The organism is Streptomyces sp. NPDC056452, from assembly GCF_042796085.1.
Classification (GTDB): Bacteria; Actinomycetota; Actinomycetes; order Streptomycetales; family Streptomycetaceae; genus Streptomyces.
Window position 1 is genome coordinate 93,010 of sequence record NZ_JBHTRI010000022.1, and the last position, 16,963, is coordinate 109,972.

15 protein-coding genes are annotated in these 16,963 nt (G+C 71.0%); 6 read left to right on the plus strand and 9 right to left on the minus strand.

The features are described 5' to 3' along the window. The first annotated feature begins 139 nt into the window (after window positions 1-139). The 3 genes from ACFQ6X_RS22155 to ACFQ6X_RS22165 all read left to right on the plus strand — a co-directional run bounded on the left by ACFQ6X_RS22155 (window position 140) and on the right by ACFQ6X_RS22165 (window position 2,932). Window positions 140-910: an IclR family transcriptional regulator gene (locus ACFQ6X_RS22155; protein WP_329212353.1), complete on the plus strand. Its 771-nt coding sequence runs from the start codon at window positions 140-142 to the stop codon at window positions 908-910. A 2-nt stretch (window positions 911-912) separates the two neighbouring features. Next, entirely contained in the window at window positions 913-1,386 is a 474-nt protein-coding gene (locus ACFQ6X_RS22160) for a GNAT family N-acetyltransferase (protein ID WP_383183908.1), read from the plus strand. 94 nt (window positions 1,387-1,480) lie between these two features. Continuing rightward, window positions 1,481-2,932: a peptidoglycan D,D-transpeptidase FtsI family protein gene (locus ACFQ6X_RS22165; RefSeq protein ID WP_383183910.1), complete on the plus strand. Its 1,452-nt coding sequence runs from the start codon at window positions 1,481-1,483 to the stop codon at window positions 2,930-2,932. Between the two features lie 42 nt (window positions 2,933-2,974). Here ACFQ6X_RS22165 and ACFQ6X_RS22170 read toward each other — a convergent pair whose 3' ends face one another. Next, the gene (locus tag ACFQ6X_RS22170; RefSeq protein ID WP_383183912.1) at window positions 2,975-4,459 is read right to left on the minus strand and encodes an NCS2 family permease; all 1,485 of its coding nucleotides are present in this window, start codon (window positions 4,457-4,459) and stop codon (window positions 2,975-2,977) included. Window positions 4,460-4,677: 218 nt separating this feature from the next. On the opposite strand from ACFQ6X_RS22170, the gene ACFQ6X_RS22175 reads away from it, so the two are divergent. The 3 genes from ACFQ6X_RS22175 (at window position 4,678) to ACFQ6X_RS22185 (ending at window position 6,948) form a co-directional block, all read left to right on the plus strand. Further along, window positions 4,678-5,250: a SigE family RNA polymerase sigma factor gene (locus tag ACFQ6X_RS22175; protein WP_383183914.1), complete on the plus strand. Its 573-nt coding sequence runs from the start codon at window positions 4,678-4,680 to the stop codon at window positions 5,248-5,250. Further along, window positions 5,250-5,972 (plus strand): hypothetical protein, encoded by a 723-nt coding sequence (locus tag ACFQ6X_RS22180; RefSeq protein WP_383183916.1) that lies wholly within the window; start codon window positions 5,250-5,252, stop codon window positions 5,970-5,972. The genes ACFQ6X_RS22175 and ACFQ6X_RS22180 overlap by 1 nt, the downstream gene beginning before the upstream one ends. A gap of 136 nt (window positions 5,973-6,108) precedes the next feature. Next, complete coding sequence (locus ACFQ6X_RS22185; RefSeq protein ID WP_383183918.1) at window positions 6,109-6,948, plus strand: pectate lyase; 840 nt, start codon at window positions 6,109-6,111, stop codon at window positions 6,946-6,948. Window positions 6,949-7,044: 96 nt separating this feature from the next. Here ACFQ6X_RS22185 and ACFQ6X_RS22190 read toward each other — a convergent pair whose 3' ends face one another. The 8 genes from ACFQ6X_RS22190 to ACFQ6X_RS22225 all read right to left on the minus strand — a co-directional run bounded on the left by ACFQ6X_RS22190 (window position 7,045) and on the right by ACFQ6X_RS22225 (window position 16,962). Further along, the gene (locus ACFQ6X_RS22190; protein ID WP_383183920.1) at window positions 7,045-8,148 is read right to left on the minus strand and encodes a pectinesterase family protein; all 1,104 of its coding nucleotides are present in this window, start codon (window positions 8,146-8,148) and stop codon (window positions 7,045-7,047) included. 107 nt (window positions 8,149-8,255) lie between these two features. After that, window positions 8,256-9,587 (minus strand): polysaccharide lyase family 1 protein, encoded by a 1,332-nt coding sequence (locus tag ACFQ6X_RS22195; protein ID WP_383183922.1) that lies wholly within the window; start codon window positions 9,585-9,587, stop codon window positions 8,256-8,258. Window positions 9,588-9,640: 53 nt separating this feature from the next. Next, window positions 9,641-10,465, minus strand: coding sequence for a rhamnogalacturonan acetylesterase (locus ACFQ6X_RS22200; RefSeq protein ID WP_383183924.1), 825 nt, complete (start codon window positions 10,463-10,465; stop codon window positions 9,641-9,643). A 178-nt stretch (window positions 10,466-10,643) separates the two neighbouring features. Then, window positions 10,644-11,975 (minus strand): ABC transporter substrate-binding protein, encoded by a 1,332-nt coding sequence (locus ACFQ6X_RS22205; RefSeq protein ID WP_383183926.1) that lies wholly within the window; start codon window positions 11,973-11,975, stop codon window positions 10,644-10,646. Window positions 11,976-12,081: 106 nt separating this feature from the next. Further along, complete coding sequence (locus tag ACFQ6X_RS22210) at window positions 12,082-13,626, minus strand: family 43 glycosylhydrolase (protein WP_383183928.1); 1,545 nt, start codon at window positions 13,624-13,626, stop codon at window positions 12,082-12,084. Continuing rightward, entirely contained in the window at window positions 13,623-14,447 is an 825-nt protein-coding gene (locus tag ACFQ6X_RS22215) for a PmoA family protein (RefSeq protein WP_383183930.1), read from the minus strand. Before ACFQ6X_RS22215 ends, ACFQ6X_RS22210 begins: the two co-directional genes overlap by 4 nt. Next, complete coding sequence (locus tag ACFQ6X_RS22220; RefSeq protein ID WP_383183932.1) at window positions 14,444-15,613, minus strand: Gfo/Idh/MocA family protein; 1,170 nt, start codon at window positions 15,611-15,613, stop codon at window positions 14,444-14,446. Before ACFQ6X_RS22220 ends, ACFQ6X_RS22215 begins: the two co-directional genes overlap by 4 nt. After that, window positions 15,610-16,962, minus strand: coding sequence for a polysaccharide lyase family 1 protein (locus ACFQ6X_RS22225; RefSeq protein ID WP_383183934.1), 1,353 nt, complete (start codon window positions 16,960-16,962; stop codon window positions 15,610-15,612). Before ACFQ6X_RS22225 ends, ACFQ6X_RS22220 begins: the two co-directional genes overlap by 4 nt. Window position 16,963 lies beyond the last annotated feature (1 nt).

The following is a 16,963-nucleotide window of genomic DNA, read 5'->3' on the forward strand; positions in this document are numbered from 1 at the left end:
ACATCAGGAGTTGTTCGGTATTCTGAACAGAGTTCCTGATCGTGAATATGCAGGGGACTCTATTTCCGGGCGTTCCGTGTTGGCAAGAAGTCGCAGCGTTGCGCAGGTAGTACAAGAAGGCTGGAAGGGGCATAGGGCGATGTCGGTTGCCGAGTCCGGTGGGACACAGGTCAAGTCTGCGGTACGGACGGTGGAGCTCCTCGAATACTTCGCGGGGCGCCCCGGTATGCACTCACTGGCCGCCGTGCAGGAGGCCGTCGGATACCCCAAGTCCAGCCTCTACATGCTGCTGCGCACGCTGGTGGAGCTGGGCTGGGTCGAGACCGACGCGACGGGCACGCGGTACGGGATCGGGGTGCGGGCCCTGCTCGTCGGCACCTCGTACATCGACGGGGACGAGGTGGTCGCCGCCGCCCGTCCCACCCTGGACCGGCTCTCCGACGACACCACCGAGACCATCCACCTGGCCCGTCTGGACGGGACGAACGTGGTGTACCTCGCCACCCGGCAGTCCCAGCACTACCTGCGCCCGTTCACCCGCGTCGGCCGCCGGCTGCCCGCCCACTCCACCTCGCTCGGCAAGGCGCTGCTGGCCACCCACAGCGACGAGCAGGTCCGCAAGATGCTGCCCGAGACGCTGCCCGCGCTGACGGAGCACACCCTCACCGACCGCGAGAAGCTGATCGAGGAACTGCGCCTCATCCGCGAGCAGGGGTACGCGGTGGACCGTGAGGAGAACACGCTGGGCCTGCGCTGCTTCGGGGTCGCGATCCCGTACCGCACCCCGGCGCGCGACGCGATCAGCTGCTCGGTGCCGGTCGCCCGGCTCACGCCCGCGCACGAACAGATGGTCAAGGACGCCCTGTTCGACGCCCGCGACCGGCTGACCCTGGCGACCCGGAGGCTCTGACCGTGCACCTGGAACTGCGCGAGGTGCGGGACGGCGACCTGCCCCTGTTCTTCGCGTTCATGAGCGACCCGGAGGCGACCCGGATGGCGGCCTTCACCAGCGCCGACCCCTCCGACCGGGCCATGTTCGACGCCCACTGGCAGCGCATCCGCGCCTCGGACACGGTGATCATGCGCACGGTGCTCGCCGACGGCGTCGTGGTCGGCAGCGTGGGGGTGTACGGGCCTCCGGCCGAGCGTGAGGTGACCTACTGGCTGGACAGGGCGCAGTGGGGCCGGGGGCTGGCGACCGCCGCACTGCGGGCCATGCTCGACGCCGTGCCCGAGCGTCCGCTGCACGCGCGCGCCGCGGCCGACAACACCGGTTCGGTGCGGGTGCTGCAGAAGTGCGGGTTCACCCTGACCGGCACCGACCGGGGCTATGCGCAGGCCAGGGGCGAGGAGACCGACGAGGTGCTCCTGCGGCTGGACGCCTGACCCACCTGGGGCCGACGGCACGGCAACTGAGAAAAGGGTGAGAAGGGACACGAACGGGAACGTCCCGGGCTCCCCCGCTCGTCCCTCCAGCGGGATGAACAAGACAATCAGGCGCGCTTCGGTCTTCTGTCTGCTCATGGTTCTCGCCCTGCTGGTGCGGGCGACCTGGGTGCAGGCGTACGAGGCCCGGGCGCTCGCAGACGACGAGCACAACCGGCGGAACACGATCGCGCAGTACGCGCAGCCGCTCGGTGACATCATCGTGGCCGGTTCCCCGGTCACCGGTTCGAAGGAGACCACGGGCGGCGACCTCCGCTACAAGCGGACCTACACCCAGGGCGAGCTGTACGCGGCGGTCACGGGCTACAGCTCACAGGCCTACGGCGCCACGCAGCTCGAGGGCATCTACAGCGATGTGCTCGACGGCACCGACAACCGGCTGAAGGATCCCGCCGCGGTCCTCACGGGCGAGCAGACCGCCCCGGGGCAGGTGCTGACGACCATCGACCCGGAGGTCCAGAAGGCGGCCTTCGAGGCGCTCGGGGACGACCGGGGCGCAGCCGTCGCGATGGATCCGGAGACCGGCCGGATCCTCGGAATGGTCTCCTCGCCGTCGTACGACCCGTCCGGCATCAGCGGGACGACCGACGGGGACGCCTGGCAGAAACTGCTCGACGACAAGAGCAAGCCCCTGGTCAACCGGGCGCTGCGGCAGCCGCTCCCGCCCGGCTCGACCTTCAAGCTGGTGGTGGCGTCGGCGGCCCTGGAGGACGGCCTGTACGAGTCGGTCGACGAGCCGACGGACAGCCCCGACCCGTACACCCTGCCGGGCACGACGACGGTCCTGTCGAACGAGAACCCCTCCGCCCCCTGCGAGAACGCCACGCTGCGCACCGCGCTCCAGTACTCCTGCAACAACGTCTTCGCGAAGGTGGCCGCCGACCTCGGGCAGGACAAGCTGAAGGCGATGGCGGACGCGTTCGGATTCGACACGGAGAAGCTGGACGTGCCGGTGCGGGCCTCCGAGAGCGTGTACCCGACGGGCATGGACAAGGCGCAGACCGCACTGACCGGCATCGGCCAGTTCGAGGTGACGGCGACGCCGATGCAGATGGCCATGGTCTCGGCGGCCCTCTCGAACGGCGGCGAGCTGGCCGCGCCGCACATGGTCTCCGAGGTGACGGACGCCGGCGGCTCCACGCTGCAGGAGTTCGAGGACGGCGACACCGAGCGGGTCGTGTCGGAGTCCACGGCCGAACAGCTGCGCAGCGCGATGGTCACCGTCGTGGAGGAGGGCACCGGCACCAACGCCCGGATCGACGGCGCGGAGGTGGGCGGCAAGACGGGTACGGCGCAGAACGGCGTGGACAACAGCAACACCCCGTACGCCTGGTTCACCTCGTACGCGAAGGACGACTCCACCGGCAAGCAGGTCGCGGTCGCGGTGGTCGTCGAGGACTCGGGGGCGGCCCGCTCGGAGGTCAGCGGCAACGGCCTGGCGGCGCCGATCGCGCAGAAGATGATGAAGGCGGCGCTCAAGGGCTGACGGACGGTGGGTTCCGGCAGCGGCCGGAACCCACCGTGCCCGCTACTTCACCCCGAGCAGCTGCTCGATCGGGTCGATGGCGAAGTACACCGCGAACAGCGCCGAGGTGCCCCACAGCAGCCAGTGGATCTCCCGGGCTTTGCCGAGAACGGTCTTGATCACCACGTAGGCCAGGAAGCCCGCCCCGATGCCGTTCGTGATCGAGTACGTGAAGGGCATCACGGCGATCGTCAGGAAGGCCGGGATGGCGATCTCGTACTTCTCCCAGTCGATGTGCCGGACCTGGGCCATCAGCAGGAAGCCGACCGCGATCAGTGCGGGCGCCGCGGCCTGTGCGGGGACGACGGTGGCCAGCGGCGTGAGGAAGAGCGCCACGGCGAAGAGTCCGCCGGTCACCAGGGAGGCGAAGCCCGTGCGGGCCCCCTCGCCGACACCGGCCGCGGACTCGATGTAGGACGTGTTGGACGAGGAGGAGGCGGCACCGCCCGCGACCGCGGCCGCGCCGTCGATGAGCAGGACCCGGCCGAGGTGGGGGACCTTGCCGTCCTCGTCGAGGAGGCCCGCCTCGTGCGAGACGCCGACGACGGTGCCCATCGTGTCGAAGAAGTCGCTGAGCAGCAGCGTGAAGACGAGCAGCACGATCGTGATGACACCGACCTGCTCGAACGCCCCGAAGAGGCTGAACGAGCCGATCAGGCCGAAGTCCGGGGCGGTCACGAGGTCGTCGGGAACCACGGGCACGGTCAGACCCCAGGCGGCGGGGGCGATGTCGGCGATCTCGTTGATGAGGACGGCCACGACGGTCATCACGACGATGCTGATGAGGATGGCGCCCTTCGCCTTGCGGGCGAGGAGCGCGACGGTGAGCAGCACACCGAGGCAGAAGACCAGGACCGGCCAGCCGGAGAGGTGTCCGGTGAGGCCCAACTGGACGGGCACGGAGCCGGTTTCACCGGGGATGCGGGTGGCGAAACCCGCGTCGATGAAGCCGATGAAGGCGATGAAGAGCCCGATGCCGACGCTGATGGCCTGCTTGAGGGCGGGCGGAATGGCGAGCATGACCGCCTCGCGCAGCCCGGTGACCACCAGGACGCAGATCAGCAGCCCCTCGATGACGATGAGCCCCATCGCGTCGGGCCAGCTCATCAGGGGTGCGATCTGGAAGGCGACGACCGCGTTGAGGCCGAGTCCGGCGGCGATGGCGAGCGGCAGGTTGCCGCCGAGGCCCATGATGACCGTCATCACGGCGGCCACCAGGGCGGTGGCGGTGACGAGTTGGGGCCCTGACAGGTGGGCGCCGAACTTGTCCTCGGCCGAGCCGAGGATGATCGGGTTGAGAACCAGGATGTAGGCCATCGTGAAGAAGGTGGCGAAGCCGCCGCGTATCTCCCGGCCGAGGCTGGAGCCCCGGGCGCTGATCGAGAAGTAGCGGTCTAGGGCGTTCCGCCCGGTCACCGGGGGTGCGGTCGCCGCTGGGGCTGGAGATTCCTCGCTCTTGTTCACGGTGGATTCGGGTGTGTCCGGCATGGTGCTCCTCGGTGCGTGAAGGACCCGCGATGGGTAGCTGGATTGTTCACCTGTCGCAGGGGGTTCAGGTTTTCGCCGTGTTACGCCTTACTGGTTACGCACCCTCGTCGAAGCGCTTCCGGGGTGCGCGTTGGTACGCTCTCGTCCCCGCGGACGGAAGTGAGAACGTACACAGCTCCTTCGATCGCGCAAGGAGCCGAGTGCAGAGAGAGGTTCCCGTGGGCACAGTCGTCGACGATGCTGCTGCCGCCGAGTTCCATGCGTTCTTCGAGGCGCACTATGCCGAACTCGCCCGGCTCGCCCATCTGCTGACCGGTGAGGCCGACGCGGCGGACGATCTGGCGGCCGATGCTCTCATGGCCCTCTGGCACCGGTGGGACCGGGTCAGGGGCGCCGACCACCCCGTCGCGTACGCGCGCGGGGTCGTCGCCAACCTGGCCCGTACGCGCATCCGCAGCGCCGTGCGAGAGCGCCGCAGGATCGCGCTGTTCTGGGCGCCGCGCGGGTCCGGGGACGGATACGCCGTGGACGACCCCGATGTGTCGGCCGTGGTGGACGTGCAGGGGGCTCTGCGGAGGCTGCCGTTCCGTAAGCGGGCGTGCGTGGTGCTGCGGCACGCTTTCGATCTGTCGGAGCGGGACACCTCGCTGGTGCTGGGAATATCGGTCGGTACGGTGAAGAGCCAGACCTCGCGCGGTGTGGCGGAGCTGCAACGGCTGCTGGGCCCCGAAGCCCCGGCGGCGCAGAAGCAGGTGGCCGTGGCGGGGCAGCGCACCGGAGGAAGGCACTGATGGACGACGACCTGCGTGAGCGGCTGCACCACGCCGCCGCCTCGCACCGCCCCGACCGGGAGCGGATGCTGGCCCGGATCGAGCGGAGCATGGCCGAGGAGCCGCCGGCCCGCCTCCCCCTGCGCGCCCCGCACGCCCCGAAGCCGTGGCTCCGGGTCGTGGGCGCGACGGCGGCCGTGTGCGGGGTCCTGGCGGTCGGCGCGATCGCCGTGACCTCGGCGGGGCAGGGCAAGCAGGACACGGGACGGCCGGGGCAGCAGGTGGCCGGTGAACCCGTGGCGCCCGCGCCGGAGTCGGCGGCCCCCGAGCGGGGCGGTGCGCTGCCCGCCGAGAACGGGCCGCTGTGGTCGGACGGTTCGGTCGACCCCCACAGCAACAGGTACTGGGCGCAGAGCAATGTGACGCTCAGGACCACGCAGCCGCTGACCGCGCTCGCCGTCGAGCTCCGGGTCGCGCTGAACGGCGGGGTGAACACCACCGGTTCCTGGCGGTCCCTTCCGGAGGAGGACTTCGTGGCCTCCGCACAGCAGGAGGACGGCTTCCTCGTCTACCGGTGGACGCTGAAGCCCGGACGGAACGTGCGGGCGGGCACGTACACCTTCGCGGGCCAGTACAACCACGCCGAAGGCGTCCGGAGTGCCGGGCGTGACGACTACACGGCGCGGGGCCGTGCGGCCGGCGGACAGGCCTCGGTGGGCGGCGGCTTCACCGTCGGCCGCTGAGGCACCCGGGCCGGCCGGGGTTGGTGGTGCGAGGAGTCCGCACCGGAAAATGATCCGTACACGGCAACCCTTCCGTGCGTCGGTGGCGACCAAGGAGCGCACCACTCCCCCACCACCGAGGAACGGAACACCGAACATGAGGGAACGAGCCGCACTCCGGCACACCCACCGGCGCCGTCCCGGCCGCCGCCGCATGGCAGCCGCGCTCACCGCGGCACTGGGTCTCACCGGCGCCGCCCTGGCCACCAACGTGATGCTCCAGCCGGCCGGCGCCGCCGCCGCGGTGCCCGCCTGGCCCACGGCCAACGGCAGCCAGGCCGTCTCGTCGACCATCGAGGTATCGGGGACGTACGACGGCGGCCTGAAGCGCTTCTACGGGAGCGGCGACCTCGGCGACGGAGGCCAGGACGAGGGCCAGGACCCGATCTTCAAGCTGAAGGACGGGGCGACGCTGAAGAACGTCATTCTGGGATCGCCCGCCGCCGACGGCATTCACTGCTCCGGCAGTTGCACGCTCCAGAACGTCTGGTGGGAGGACGTCGGCGAGGACGCCGCGTCCTTCAAGGGCACGTCGTCGGGCGCCGTGTACACGGTGAACGGCGGCGGTGCCAGGAAGGCCTCGGACAAGGTCTTCCAGTTCAACGGCGCGGGCAGTCTGACCATCACGAAGTTCCAGGTCTCCGACTTCGGCAAACTGGTCCGGTCCTGCGGCAACTGCTCCACGCAGTACAAGCGCACGATCACCGTCAACGACGTGGATGTGACCGTGCCGGGCAAGTCCCTGGTCGGCATCAACACCAACTACGGGGACACCGCCACCCTGCGCTCGGTGCGGATCCACGGGGACAGCAGCAAGAAGATCAAGCCGTGCGTCCGCTACACGGGCAACAACACGGGCGCCGAGCCGAAGGAGACCGGCAGCGGTCCCGACGGCACGTACTGCCGCTACTCCTCCTCGGACATCAGTTACGACTAGGGGCCCCTGGGGGCTGAACGGCAGTCGAGGTGCCTCCGTCGGGCCGGGCCCCGAACCCGGCCCGGCGGGGGCGCCGAGCCGTGTCCGGCCCTGCGGTCACACGCAGGGCCGCCAGTCGCCGAGGTAGTCGGCGGGTGTGTGCGCGCGGGCCTCGGACGCTGCGAGCTGGGGGCGGTTGCCGGGCACGGTGACGCGGGCGCCCGGGCCGGTGTTGCGGTACTCGGCGAAGCGCTGGTCCTGCCAGGGGAAGCCGGCGGACATGGTGGCGTAGGGCGTGACGGCGTCGATGCCCGCGCCCAGGTGGCTGTCGCGGACGGTCAGCATCGGCCGTGCGGTGAGATCGGACGAGGGCACCCAGGGGCGGGCCAGTTTGAAGTACGCGTCGGGGGCCGTGCTGGTGACCCGGGAGCGCAGGACCAGGTAGCCGTACGGGTTGGCACCGGCGGTACTGGGCGCGAAGACGAAGCCGTACGGGGCCGACGCGAGGTCGGTGCGGGTCAGGGTGCGGAAGTGACAGCGGTCGTACACGGCGGTGGCACGGCCGAACACGAAGTCGACGTCGCCCTCCACGTAGCAGTCGCGGTAGTACTGGCGGGCGAACGCGGTCAGGGAGGGCGAGTCGGCGTACAGGGTGTCCTGGTGGCCGAGGAAGCGGCAGCCGTAGAACGCCGAACGGTCGCCCTGGACCTTGATGGCGACGGCCTGGGTTCCGGTGTACTCGGGGTTGTCGGAGCGCAGCCAGTCGTTGGCGAAGGTCAGGTCGCGGGCGGTGAAGCCGGCGGCCTGGACCGTGACGGTGGCCGACCCGCTGGTGCCGTAGGTGCCCGGGCCGTCGGGCTTGGGGGTGCCGGCCGCGTTGTTGTGGACGATGACGGTGTCGCGCGGGTCGCCGCTCGCCCCGATGAGGGTGAGGCCGGCCCGGTCCGCCGGGACGGTGACCGTTCCGCGGTAGGTGCCGGGGGCGAGCACCAGGGTGTGTCCGGTGCCGGTGGCCGCGGCCACGGCGGACCGGACGTCGGTGTGGTCGCCCCGGCCCTGCGGGTCGACATAGAGGGTGCGGGAGTCCAGGCGGCGGGCCGGTGAGCCGTAGCGGCCGAACGGGCGGACCTGCGCGGGCCGGGCGTGTGCGGTGGGGGCGCCGACGGCGAGGGCGGCGCCCGCGCCGGCGAGCAGTGACAGCGCGCTGCGTCTGCTGGTCATGGCGGTACTCCTGACGTGCGAGGCGGGGAAAGTGAGTGGCCGGAGCGGCTCTCCCCGGGGTGGTGGGGAGAGTGCGGTGCCGCTCCGGCCGGTTCGGATGTGCGTCGTCAGCGGCCGGAGACCTTGCCCGCTCCGGCCTTGAGTGCGACGAGCACGGGGACGACGAGCGGGTGGTCGACCTTCGTGCGCAGCTCCGGCGTCCAGCCGGCGCCCACGGTGAGCTGCTCGGCGGGCACGCCCGCGTTGTGCACGGCGATCAGGTCGGTCTTGCGCCCGTTGACGTAGTTGTTGCCTGCGGTGAGCGAGGACTCGGACCACTTCTTGAGGATGGTGGCCTTGTCGAAGCCGCTGCCGAGGCTGAACGCGTTGTGCTCGGCGACGAGCTTGGATTCGGCTCCGATGCCGTACGAGTAGCCGTAGGCGCTGCCCGTGGTGGCGACGAAGTGGTTGTTGTACGAGTCGACCTGGCCGAAGCGGACGCGGGGCGCGCGCTCCTTCACGTCCTTGAAGAGGTTGTGGTGCAGCGTGACGCGGAGCTTGCCGCGGTCGCTCGCCCCGGCGCCGTCGCTGTTGCCGATGAGCATGGTCTTGTCGTGGTCCTTGAGGACGTTCCACGACACGGTGACCAGGTCGGCGCCGCGGACGATGTCGAAGAGCCCGTCGTGCTGCTGGAACACCTGGCCGAAGTAGAGGGGCTGGTCGGCGTCGGGCCGGTCACCGTCGCTGAAGGTGTTGTGGTCGACCCAGACGTGGGTGGAGCCGTAGACGACGAGGTTGTCGTACTCGGAGTTCCAGGCGCCCTTCTCCCCGTCGGTGGGGTCCCACTGGGGGAAGCAGTCGTAGGTGTCCTCGAAGGCGATGTTGCGGATGATGACGTTGGAGACGCCCTTCACCTGCAGGCTGGCGCCGATGATCGTCGCGTCGTCGCCGACGCCGACGAGGGTGGTGTTGGAGGGGACGTTCACGTTGACCGCTGCCGCCTGCAGCTTCGCGGAGGCCACCCGGGCGTCCTCCAGCGGACCCGACGGGACCTCGGCCGTGCCCCAGACCGCGGGGTCGTAGGCCGCGAGGTACTTCTCCAGGGTGTAGCCGTCCTGCTCGTAGTCCGCGCAGCCGATCGGGGTTCCGCTGACGTCGGAGTTGCCGTGGACGGTGCCGGCGATTCTGATGATCTTGGGGGCGTCGCCCGCGTCCTCGAAGGCCGCGATGAGCTCGGCTCTGTTCGTGACGGTGTAGATGTGGTCGGGCGTGGCCTGCGAGCCGCCCGTGGTGGAGCCGTCGGCCGCGGCCCAGCCGTCGCCTGCGGGAAGTACGGCGCGCTCGATCCCCTTGCCGTGGTGGTGCGTCCCCGCCTGGGCGGGGACGCTCACGGCGAGGGCCAGCGAGGCGCAGCCCAGCACCACGGCGGTGGCACGGGCATGAGTCATGCGTGCGGGCATGGCGAATCCTTAACTGTCGTACGGGAGGAGGAAGAAGGTGGTGGTGAAGCGGTTCAGGCCTGCGGCCAGGTGATCCACTCGACGGGGACCCGGTCGTCGAGACGGCGCAGGTCCCGTGGGGCGAGCACGCGTTCCGCGCCGAGGGCACGGGCGGTCGCCCGGGCCACGTCGATCGCGCCCGCGGGCCGGAAGTGGGTGTTGTCCTGCTTGCCGTCCGGGTAGTTCGGGGACTCCCCCGGCTCCAGCCAGTTGAAGTAGGGCTCGGTCCCGTCCGGGCCGAGTTCCTGCCAGCGGGCGAGGGAGAGCGCCTGGAGGTCGAGCAGCGGCACGCGCTCCTCGGCCGCAAGGGCGCGCATGGCGGCGGGATATTCGCCGTGGGTGGGCCGGGCGATGGCGTCGGCGGCGAAACGGCGTCGCTCCACCGGGGTCAGCAGCACGGGCTCCGCGCGGCGGGCCCGCGCGCCCTTCACGTACTGGCGCAGGTACTCCTGGTACGTGGTGTACGGGTCGGTGCCGCGGGCCGGGTCCTCCGTCTTCTCGTCGTTGTGCCCGAACTGGATGAGGACGAGATCGCCGGGCCGGACGCCTTCCAGGAGGGCGGTGAGGCGGCCCTCGTCGATGAAGCTCTTGGAACTGCGGCCGTTCATCGCGTGGTTGGAGACGGTGAGTCCACGGCCGAGGAAGAAGGGGAGGGCCATGCCCCACCCGGTCTCGGGTGCGGCGTCGGCGTACTTCTGGGCGGCCGTGGAGTCGCCCGCGATGTGGAGCGTCCTGGACCGTTGCCCGCCCCCGCCGCCGTGTGCGAGCGCGGGGGTGGCGGTGAGTGCGAGCGGCAGCGCGAGGAGCGCGGCTGCCGTCCGCCTGCGGGTGAGTGACACAGCGGGACTGCCTCTCTCGTACGACTGACTCGTACGACGTACCGGACGTGCTCGACGTACCTGACGTACCTGACGTACAAGGCCTGGCGTACAAGGGGAGAGGGACCGGCGGCGGGGCGCGACCCGGACCGCCGCCGGTCCCCGGTCATCGGGTACCGGCCGTGGCGAGACGGTCGGATCAGTGGCCCAGGTCCTTCCACTCCTTCTGGGCGGTGTTCAGCTCCTCGGCGATCTTGTCCAGGAACTGCTTGGCCGTGACCTTGCCGAGCAGCAGCTTCTGGAACTCCGGCTCGTTGTCCGCCTTGCTGATGTTGTTCCAGTCGGGCAGGTAGTACGGCAGCTGGACGATCTTGGTGGAGCCGTCGGTGAGCGCCTTGGCGGCGAGCGCCGTCGGCTCGGTCTTGGAGATCCAGGGGTCCTTGGCCGCGTCGGTGTTGGCCGGGATGGCACCCGCGGCCTCGTTCCACTTGCTGTTCGACTCGTGCGAGGCGGCGAACTCGATGAACTTCCAGGCCGCCGTCTTGTTGTCGCTCGCCCGGAACAGGCCGAGACCGTCGACCGGGTTGGAGACCTGGACCCGGGTGCCGCCCGCGCCGATCGGTGCGGGGATGCCGGCGAACTTCTCCGCCCCCAGTGCCTTCAGGTGGTCCTGGTAGGAACCGAGGTTGTGGCTGAGCATGCCGATGGTGCCGGTGTCCCACTGGGCGACCATCTTGGTGAAGTCGTTGTTGACGTCGGCGGACGGCGTCGTCTTCTTGAAGAGGGCGGCGTACTTCTCCAGCGCGGCGACGTTCTTGGGGTCGTTGAGCGTCGTCTTCTCGCCGGCCCAGAATTCGGTGATGCCGGACTGGCCGTAGACCGCGTCCAGGGCCTGCGCGATGGAGCCGGCGCCGCCGCGGATGGTGTAGCCGAACTTGTTGTTCTTCGCGTCGGTGAGCTTGTCGGCCGCCGTGTAGAAGTTGTCCCAGGTGGTGGGCGCCTCGAGGTTCGCCGCCTCGAACAGGTCGGTGCGGTACCAGAGCGCACCGTTGTTCGCGGAGGTCGGCACGCTGTACAGGTCCTCGCCCCGGCCGCCCGCGGTCTTGACGCTGTCGACCATGCCCTCGACCAGCTTGCCGTTCAGCGACGACTCCTTGATCCGGTCGGTGACCGGCACAAGGGCTTCCTGCGACACGATGTTGGCGAGGTACGCGGTGCCGACGCCGCCGACGTCGGGCAGGCCGCCGCCCGCGATCGCCGTGTCGTACTTGGACTGGACGTCGGCGATCGGGATCGGGACGTACTTGACCTTGATCTCGGGGTACTTCTTCTCGAAGTCCTTGATGATCTCGGTCCAGATGGCGGTGCGCGGACCACCGTTGTTGTCCCAGAAGGTGATCTCGCCCTTGCCGCTGCCCTCGTTGCCGGTGCCACTGCCGTCATCACCGCACGCGGTGGCCGTCAGGGCGAGTGCCGCCGTGAGGGACATCGCGGCCATGGCGCGCCCCCGCTGCGTCTTCGAGATAGTCATCGTCGGCTCTTCTCTCTCGGTTCTGTCGGTGAAATCGCTGATGTCGCAGGTGCTGTGCGTTACGTCAGTGGGGGGCTGCCGTGGGGGTGGTCTGTGGTGTGTGCGGTCAGCCGCTGGTACGGAAAGCGGTGAAGGCGGCCGTTCCGGCGGGACCGGTCCCGGCCGGTGCGGTGGCGAAGAGGCCGAGCAGGGCGCCCACCCAGCGCCAGGGTGTGGCGGCGAAGACCTGGCCCGAGGGCCGCAATCCGTCACCCGTGTCGGCGAAGAAGCGGCAGCGGGCCCCCGTGGTGACCTCGATGCCGATCCGGACCCGTCCCTCGGGGGCCGCGCGGGGGTGCTCGGCGTCCCGTTCGTGTTCGGCGACGGACTCGGCGTAGCGGTGGACGAGCCGGGCCGTCCCGTCGTCCCCGGCCTCCAGCCCGATCCAGCTGAAGGCGTCGCCCAGCACCGCGAGTCCGGCGTTGGCACCGGGTTCCCGGCTGTTCAGCGCGAGGTCGACCTCGACTCTGAACTCCTCGGCCGGCAGCCGCTGGACCAGGACGTTGGGCAGGGCCCGCAGATCGTGTGCGTAGGCGGTCCGTACGCAGCTGAGCCGCAGCCCGTCCCCGGCGTGTTCGACGGTCCAGCCGGGCCGGGGGCTCGCCGTCCACTGCCACTGCCTGCCGTACCGTCCGCCGGGGAAGCCGTCGCTGGAGGCCGGTGCCTCGACGGGCTGTTCGGGCGCCTCGGGCTTGGTGTGCACGGCGACGGGTTCTCCCCCGTCGCCGATGACCGGCCAGCCGTCGCCGTCGGCGGGCCAGCTCATGGGCTGGAGGTGGACCACCCGTCCGTAGGCGCCGCGGGACTGGAAGTGCAGGAACCAGTGGGAGGAGGGACCGCCGTCCGCGGTCTGCACCCAGGCGCCCTGGTGCGGCCCGTTGACGTCGGTTCCGCCCTGGGCCAGGACGACCTTCTCCTCGTACGGGCCGAAGAACTCCCGCGACCGGAAGGCTCCCTGCCAGCCGGTCTCCACCCCGCCGGCCGGGGCGAGGATCCAGAAGTACCCGTCGTGGCGGTAGAGCTTGGGCCCTTCCAGGGTGAACCAGCCGGGGATCGTGTCGGCGTCGACGAGGGTCTTGCCCTCGTCGAGCAGCTCGCGTCCGTCGGGGCTCATCCGGTGGCCGGTGAGCCGGTTCTTGATACCGGAGCGGGACTTGGCCCAGGCGTGCACGAGGTAGGCCTCGCCGCTCTCCTCGTCCCACAGGGGGCAGGCGTCGATGAGTCCCTTCCCGGCCTTGACGAGGTGCGGGGCGCTCCACGGGCCGCGGATGTCCTCGGCGTTGATCTGCTGGATCCCGTGGTCGGGGTCGCCCCAGAAGATCCAGAAGCGTCCGGCGTGGTGCCGCAGCGAGGGGGCCCACACCCCGCAGTCGTGGCGGGGAACCGCGAAGTCGGCGGCCGGTTCGAGGCGTTCGAGCGCGTGGCCGATGAGGGACCAGTTGACGAGGTCGCGCGAGTGCAGCAGGGGCAGTCCGGGGACCCGGCCGAAGCTGGACGCGGTGAGGTAGTAGTCGTCGCCGACCCGTACGACGTCCGGGTCGGACCAGTCGGAGTTCAGGACGGGGTTGCGGTACGTGCCGTTGCCGAGGTCCGCGGTCCAGGGTCGGCTCATGCGGTCGCCACCTTGCGGACGTAGCCGGCGGCGGTCTCCCGGTCGAGCGTGCCGTCGGCGATGACGGTGACGACCCGGCGTACGACGGTGGCACCGGCTGCGACGGGGAGCCGCCGGTCCGCGGCGAGGGAGGATCCGACGCCCGGGTACTCGGTGGTCCGTACAAACCACGGGTCGCGCCGCGTCTCGTCGGTCGCCCCGGCGAAGACGAGGGTCCAGCCGTCACCGGTCAGCGCCAGCCAGTCGGCGGCCCTGCCGTGCACCGCCTCCTCACCGTCGAGGGTGCCGCTGAACACACCGGGCGCGGTGGGTTCCTTGGGGGCGCGCCAGAAGAAGCCGCCGTATCCGGCGCCGGGCCGGCCGTTGGTGGCGGGGCTGCCGATGGAGAGGTCCGTGCTGCCCCGGTTGGTCAGCGAGAAGGAGAAGTCCAGCGCCCAGGCGGTGTCGGTGAGTTCGCTGACGGCGACGGTGCGGTGCTCGCGCAGCAGCTCGGTGCCGTCGGCCTCCCAGCTGAGCTCCTCCACGAAGCCGTCCGGGTCGCGGAGCTTCCAGCCGAGGTGGCGCTGGACCCCGTGGTTGTCGAGCTCGGTGGGGCCCTGGTCGCGGACGTAGGTGCGCCCGCCCCAGAAGTTGTGCCCGGCCACGTCGGGGACGGCGACGGAGGCGCCCAGGTGGTGGATGTGGTCGGCCGGGCGTTCCTCGGTGACGGGGGTGCCCGCCAGGGTGGTGACGGGGTGGAGGTAGGGGCGGCTGTCCGTCCCGGGCCGGTAGCTGTAGCGGCCTACGGGGCGTCCGGCGCAGCTGAGGAGTGCGGTGGTCACGGTGTGCTCACCTCGCTGGGTTGCGCCCAGGGGGCGCCTAGTTCGGAGAAGAGGGTGAGGGTGTCGGCCCCCGCGGCGACCACGGCGTCGATGCCGCGCACGATGCGCCGCACCCCGCCACCGGTCTCGGCGGGCCGGGTGACCCAGGCGCCGGCGGGCAGCGCGGTGGGTTCGGGGGCGGTGCGCACGGCCTCGACGACCCGCATGAACGCGCCGGTGCGGTGGGGCGGTACGAGCAGGTCGGTGCCCCGCTCCAGGTGGTCGACGAGGTTCTCCAGGAGGTCGGTCCGCCCGTGCACGGCTTCCTCGGGACCGTGTCCCGCGCGCTGGACGAGGACCCGGTCCTGCTTGTACCAGAAGGTGATGCGCCCCCGGTCGCCGTGGACGATCACATAGGGCTCCCCGGCCTGTTCGGCACAGAGGGTGACCGCGGCGGTGACCGGCAGCCCGTCCGTGGTGGTGACGCGGACGCAGCTGGTGTCGTCCGCCTCGATGTCATGGGCCCGGAACAGCTCGGTCTCGATGGACGCCACGTCCTCGGCGGTGCCCCGGTCGGCGAGTTCGAGCGCCGTGGCGAGGGCGTGTGCCAACGGGTTGGTCAGCACACCGTCGACCACGTCCGTGCCGCCCAGGGTGCGGCGGCCGGCCCAGGGCGCCCGCCGGAAGTAGGCGTCGTCGCGGACCCAGGCGCCGGCGGCGCCGATGCCGCGTACGTTCCCGATGGCTCCGGAGCGTACGAGTTCCTTGATGGCGGGCACGGCGTGCGAGCCGAAGGACTGGAAGCCGACCTGGCAGGCGATGCCGGCTTCCCGTACACCGTCGGCCATGCGGGCGTAGTCGGCCCAGGTCGCGGCGGGCGGCTTCTCCAGGAGGAGGTGCACACCGCGGGCCGCCGCCGTCAGGGCCAGCGCGGTGTGGGTCGGGATGGGGGTGCAGATGATGGCGGCGCGGGCCCCGGTGGAGTCCAGGAGCGCACCGAAGTCGGCGGACTGCTCGGGCATCTCTCCGGCGAACGCGTCGAGTTCGCCGTCGGTCAGCGGGTTCAGTTCGCAGATCCCGGCCAGTCTGACGAGACCCTGGTGCTGCAGGCGGCGGAGGTTGGCGAGGTGCCAGCGGCCGTGGCCCCGGGCGCCCGCGAGGACGACGGTCAGCGGTGTCGTGGTCATCGGGCCCTCCCCGCTCCGGCCTCGCGGGCGACGTCGGCGGCGGCGCGTTCGGCGCTGTCGACCCGGCCGTGCAGGGTGGGTGTCCAGCCGGTGTCGGTGGCGAGGTCGGTCTCGCTGCCGGAGTTGTAGGCGTTGTAGATGGAGACCAGGTCGACGGGGAAGCCGTTGAACACCGTGCCGCGCTGGGTGAGGGCGCTGCCGTTCCAGCTCTTCAGCAGGTCGGCGACCTCCACGTGGCCGGGGCTCTCGAAGGAGTTGTTCTCGGCGACGATCCGGGACTCGGTCGAGACTCCGAGGGAGTAGCGGTAGTCGCCCTCCCCGGGGATGACGTAGCGGTTGTTGTAGAGGTGGACCTGGCCGAAGCGGACGCGGGGCGCGCGCTGGACGACGGAGTGGAACTCGTTGTGGTGCAGGGTGACGCGGAGTTTGCCGCGGTCGGTGGTGACGCCGTCGCCGTTGCCGATGAGGATCGCCTTGTCGTGGTCGGCGAACCGGCTCCAGGAGACGGTGACGAGGTCGGCGCCGTTGGTGATGTCGAGGAGCCCGTCGTGGCGCAGGAAGTTGCGTCCGAAGTAGGTGGGTTCGCGGTCGTCCGGGTGGCCCTTGTCACTCGCGGTGACGTGGTCGACCCAGACGTGGGTGGCGCCGCGCAGCCACAGGGTGTCGTACGCGGTCTTCCAGTCGCCGAGTCCGCCGGTGTTGGGCTGCCAGGCCGGGAAGCAGTCGTAGGCGTCGCGGAGTTCGAGGTTGCGGACGATGACGTTGTCGGCGTCCTTGACCTGGAGGCTCGCGCCCTTGAGCACGCCGCTGCGGCCCACGCCGACGAGCGTGGTGTGGGAGCCGACGAGCAGCTCCACGCGCTCCGCCTGGCGGGCGGCGGACGCCTTGCGGGCGTCCTCCTGGGGTCCCGCGGGCTTGGCGCCGCCCCAGGTACGGGGGTCGTAGGCGGCGAGGTACGCGTCGAGGGCGTAGCCGTCGGTGGCGTAGTCGGCGCAGTCCAGCCGCCGTCCCCGGTCGTCGGTGTTCGCGTCGATGGTCCCGGCGACACGGATGATCTTGGGGACGGAGCTGCCGCCGTCGAGCGCGGCGACGAGCTGGGCCCTGGTGCGCACGGTGAAGACGTGGGCGTCGTCGGCGGCCGAGCCACCGGTGGTCCCGGTGCCTTCGGCGGCCCAGCCGTCGTCGGCGGCGAGGACCTCGCGGCCGAGGTCGCGGTCCGCGGCGGGCGGCTGCGCCGCCGGTGCCGGGGTCGCGGCCTCGGCGCCCGGCTGGAGGGCCAGGCTGCCGAGGAGCAGGGCGAGCGCGGCGGCGGCGCGGCGCGCGGCGCGGGGGCGGAGGCGTGGGGTCATG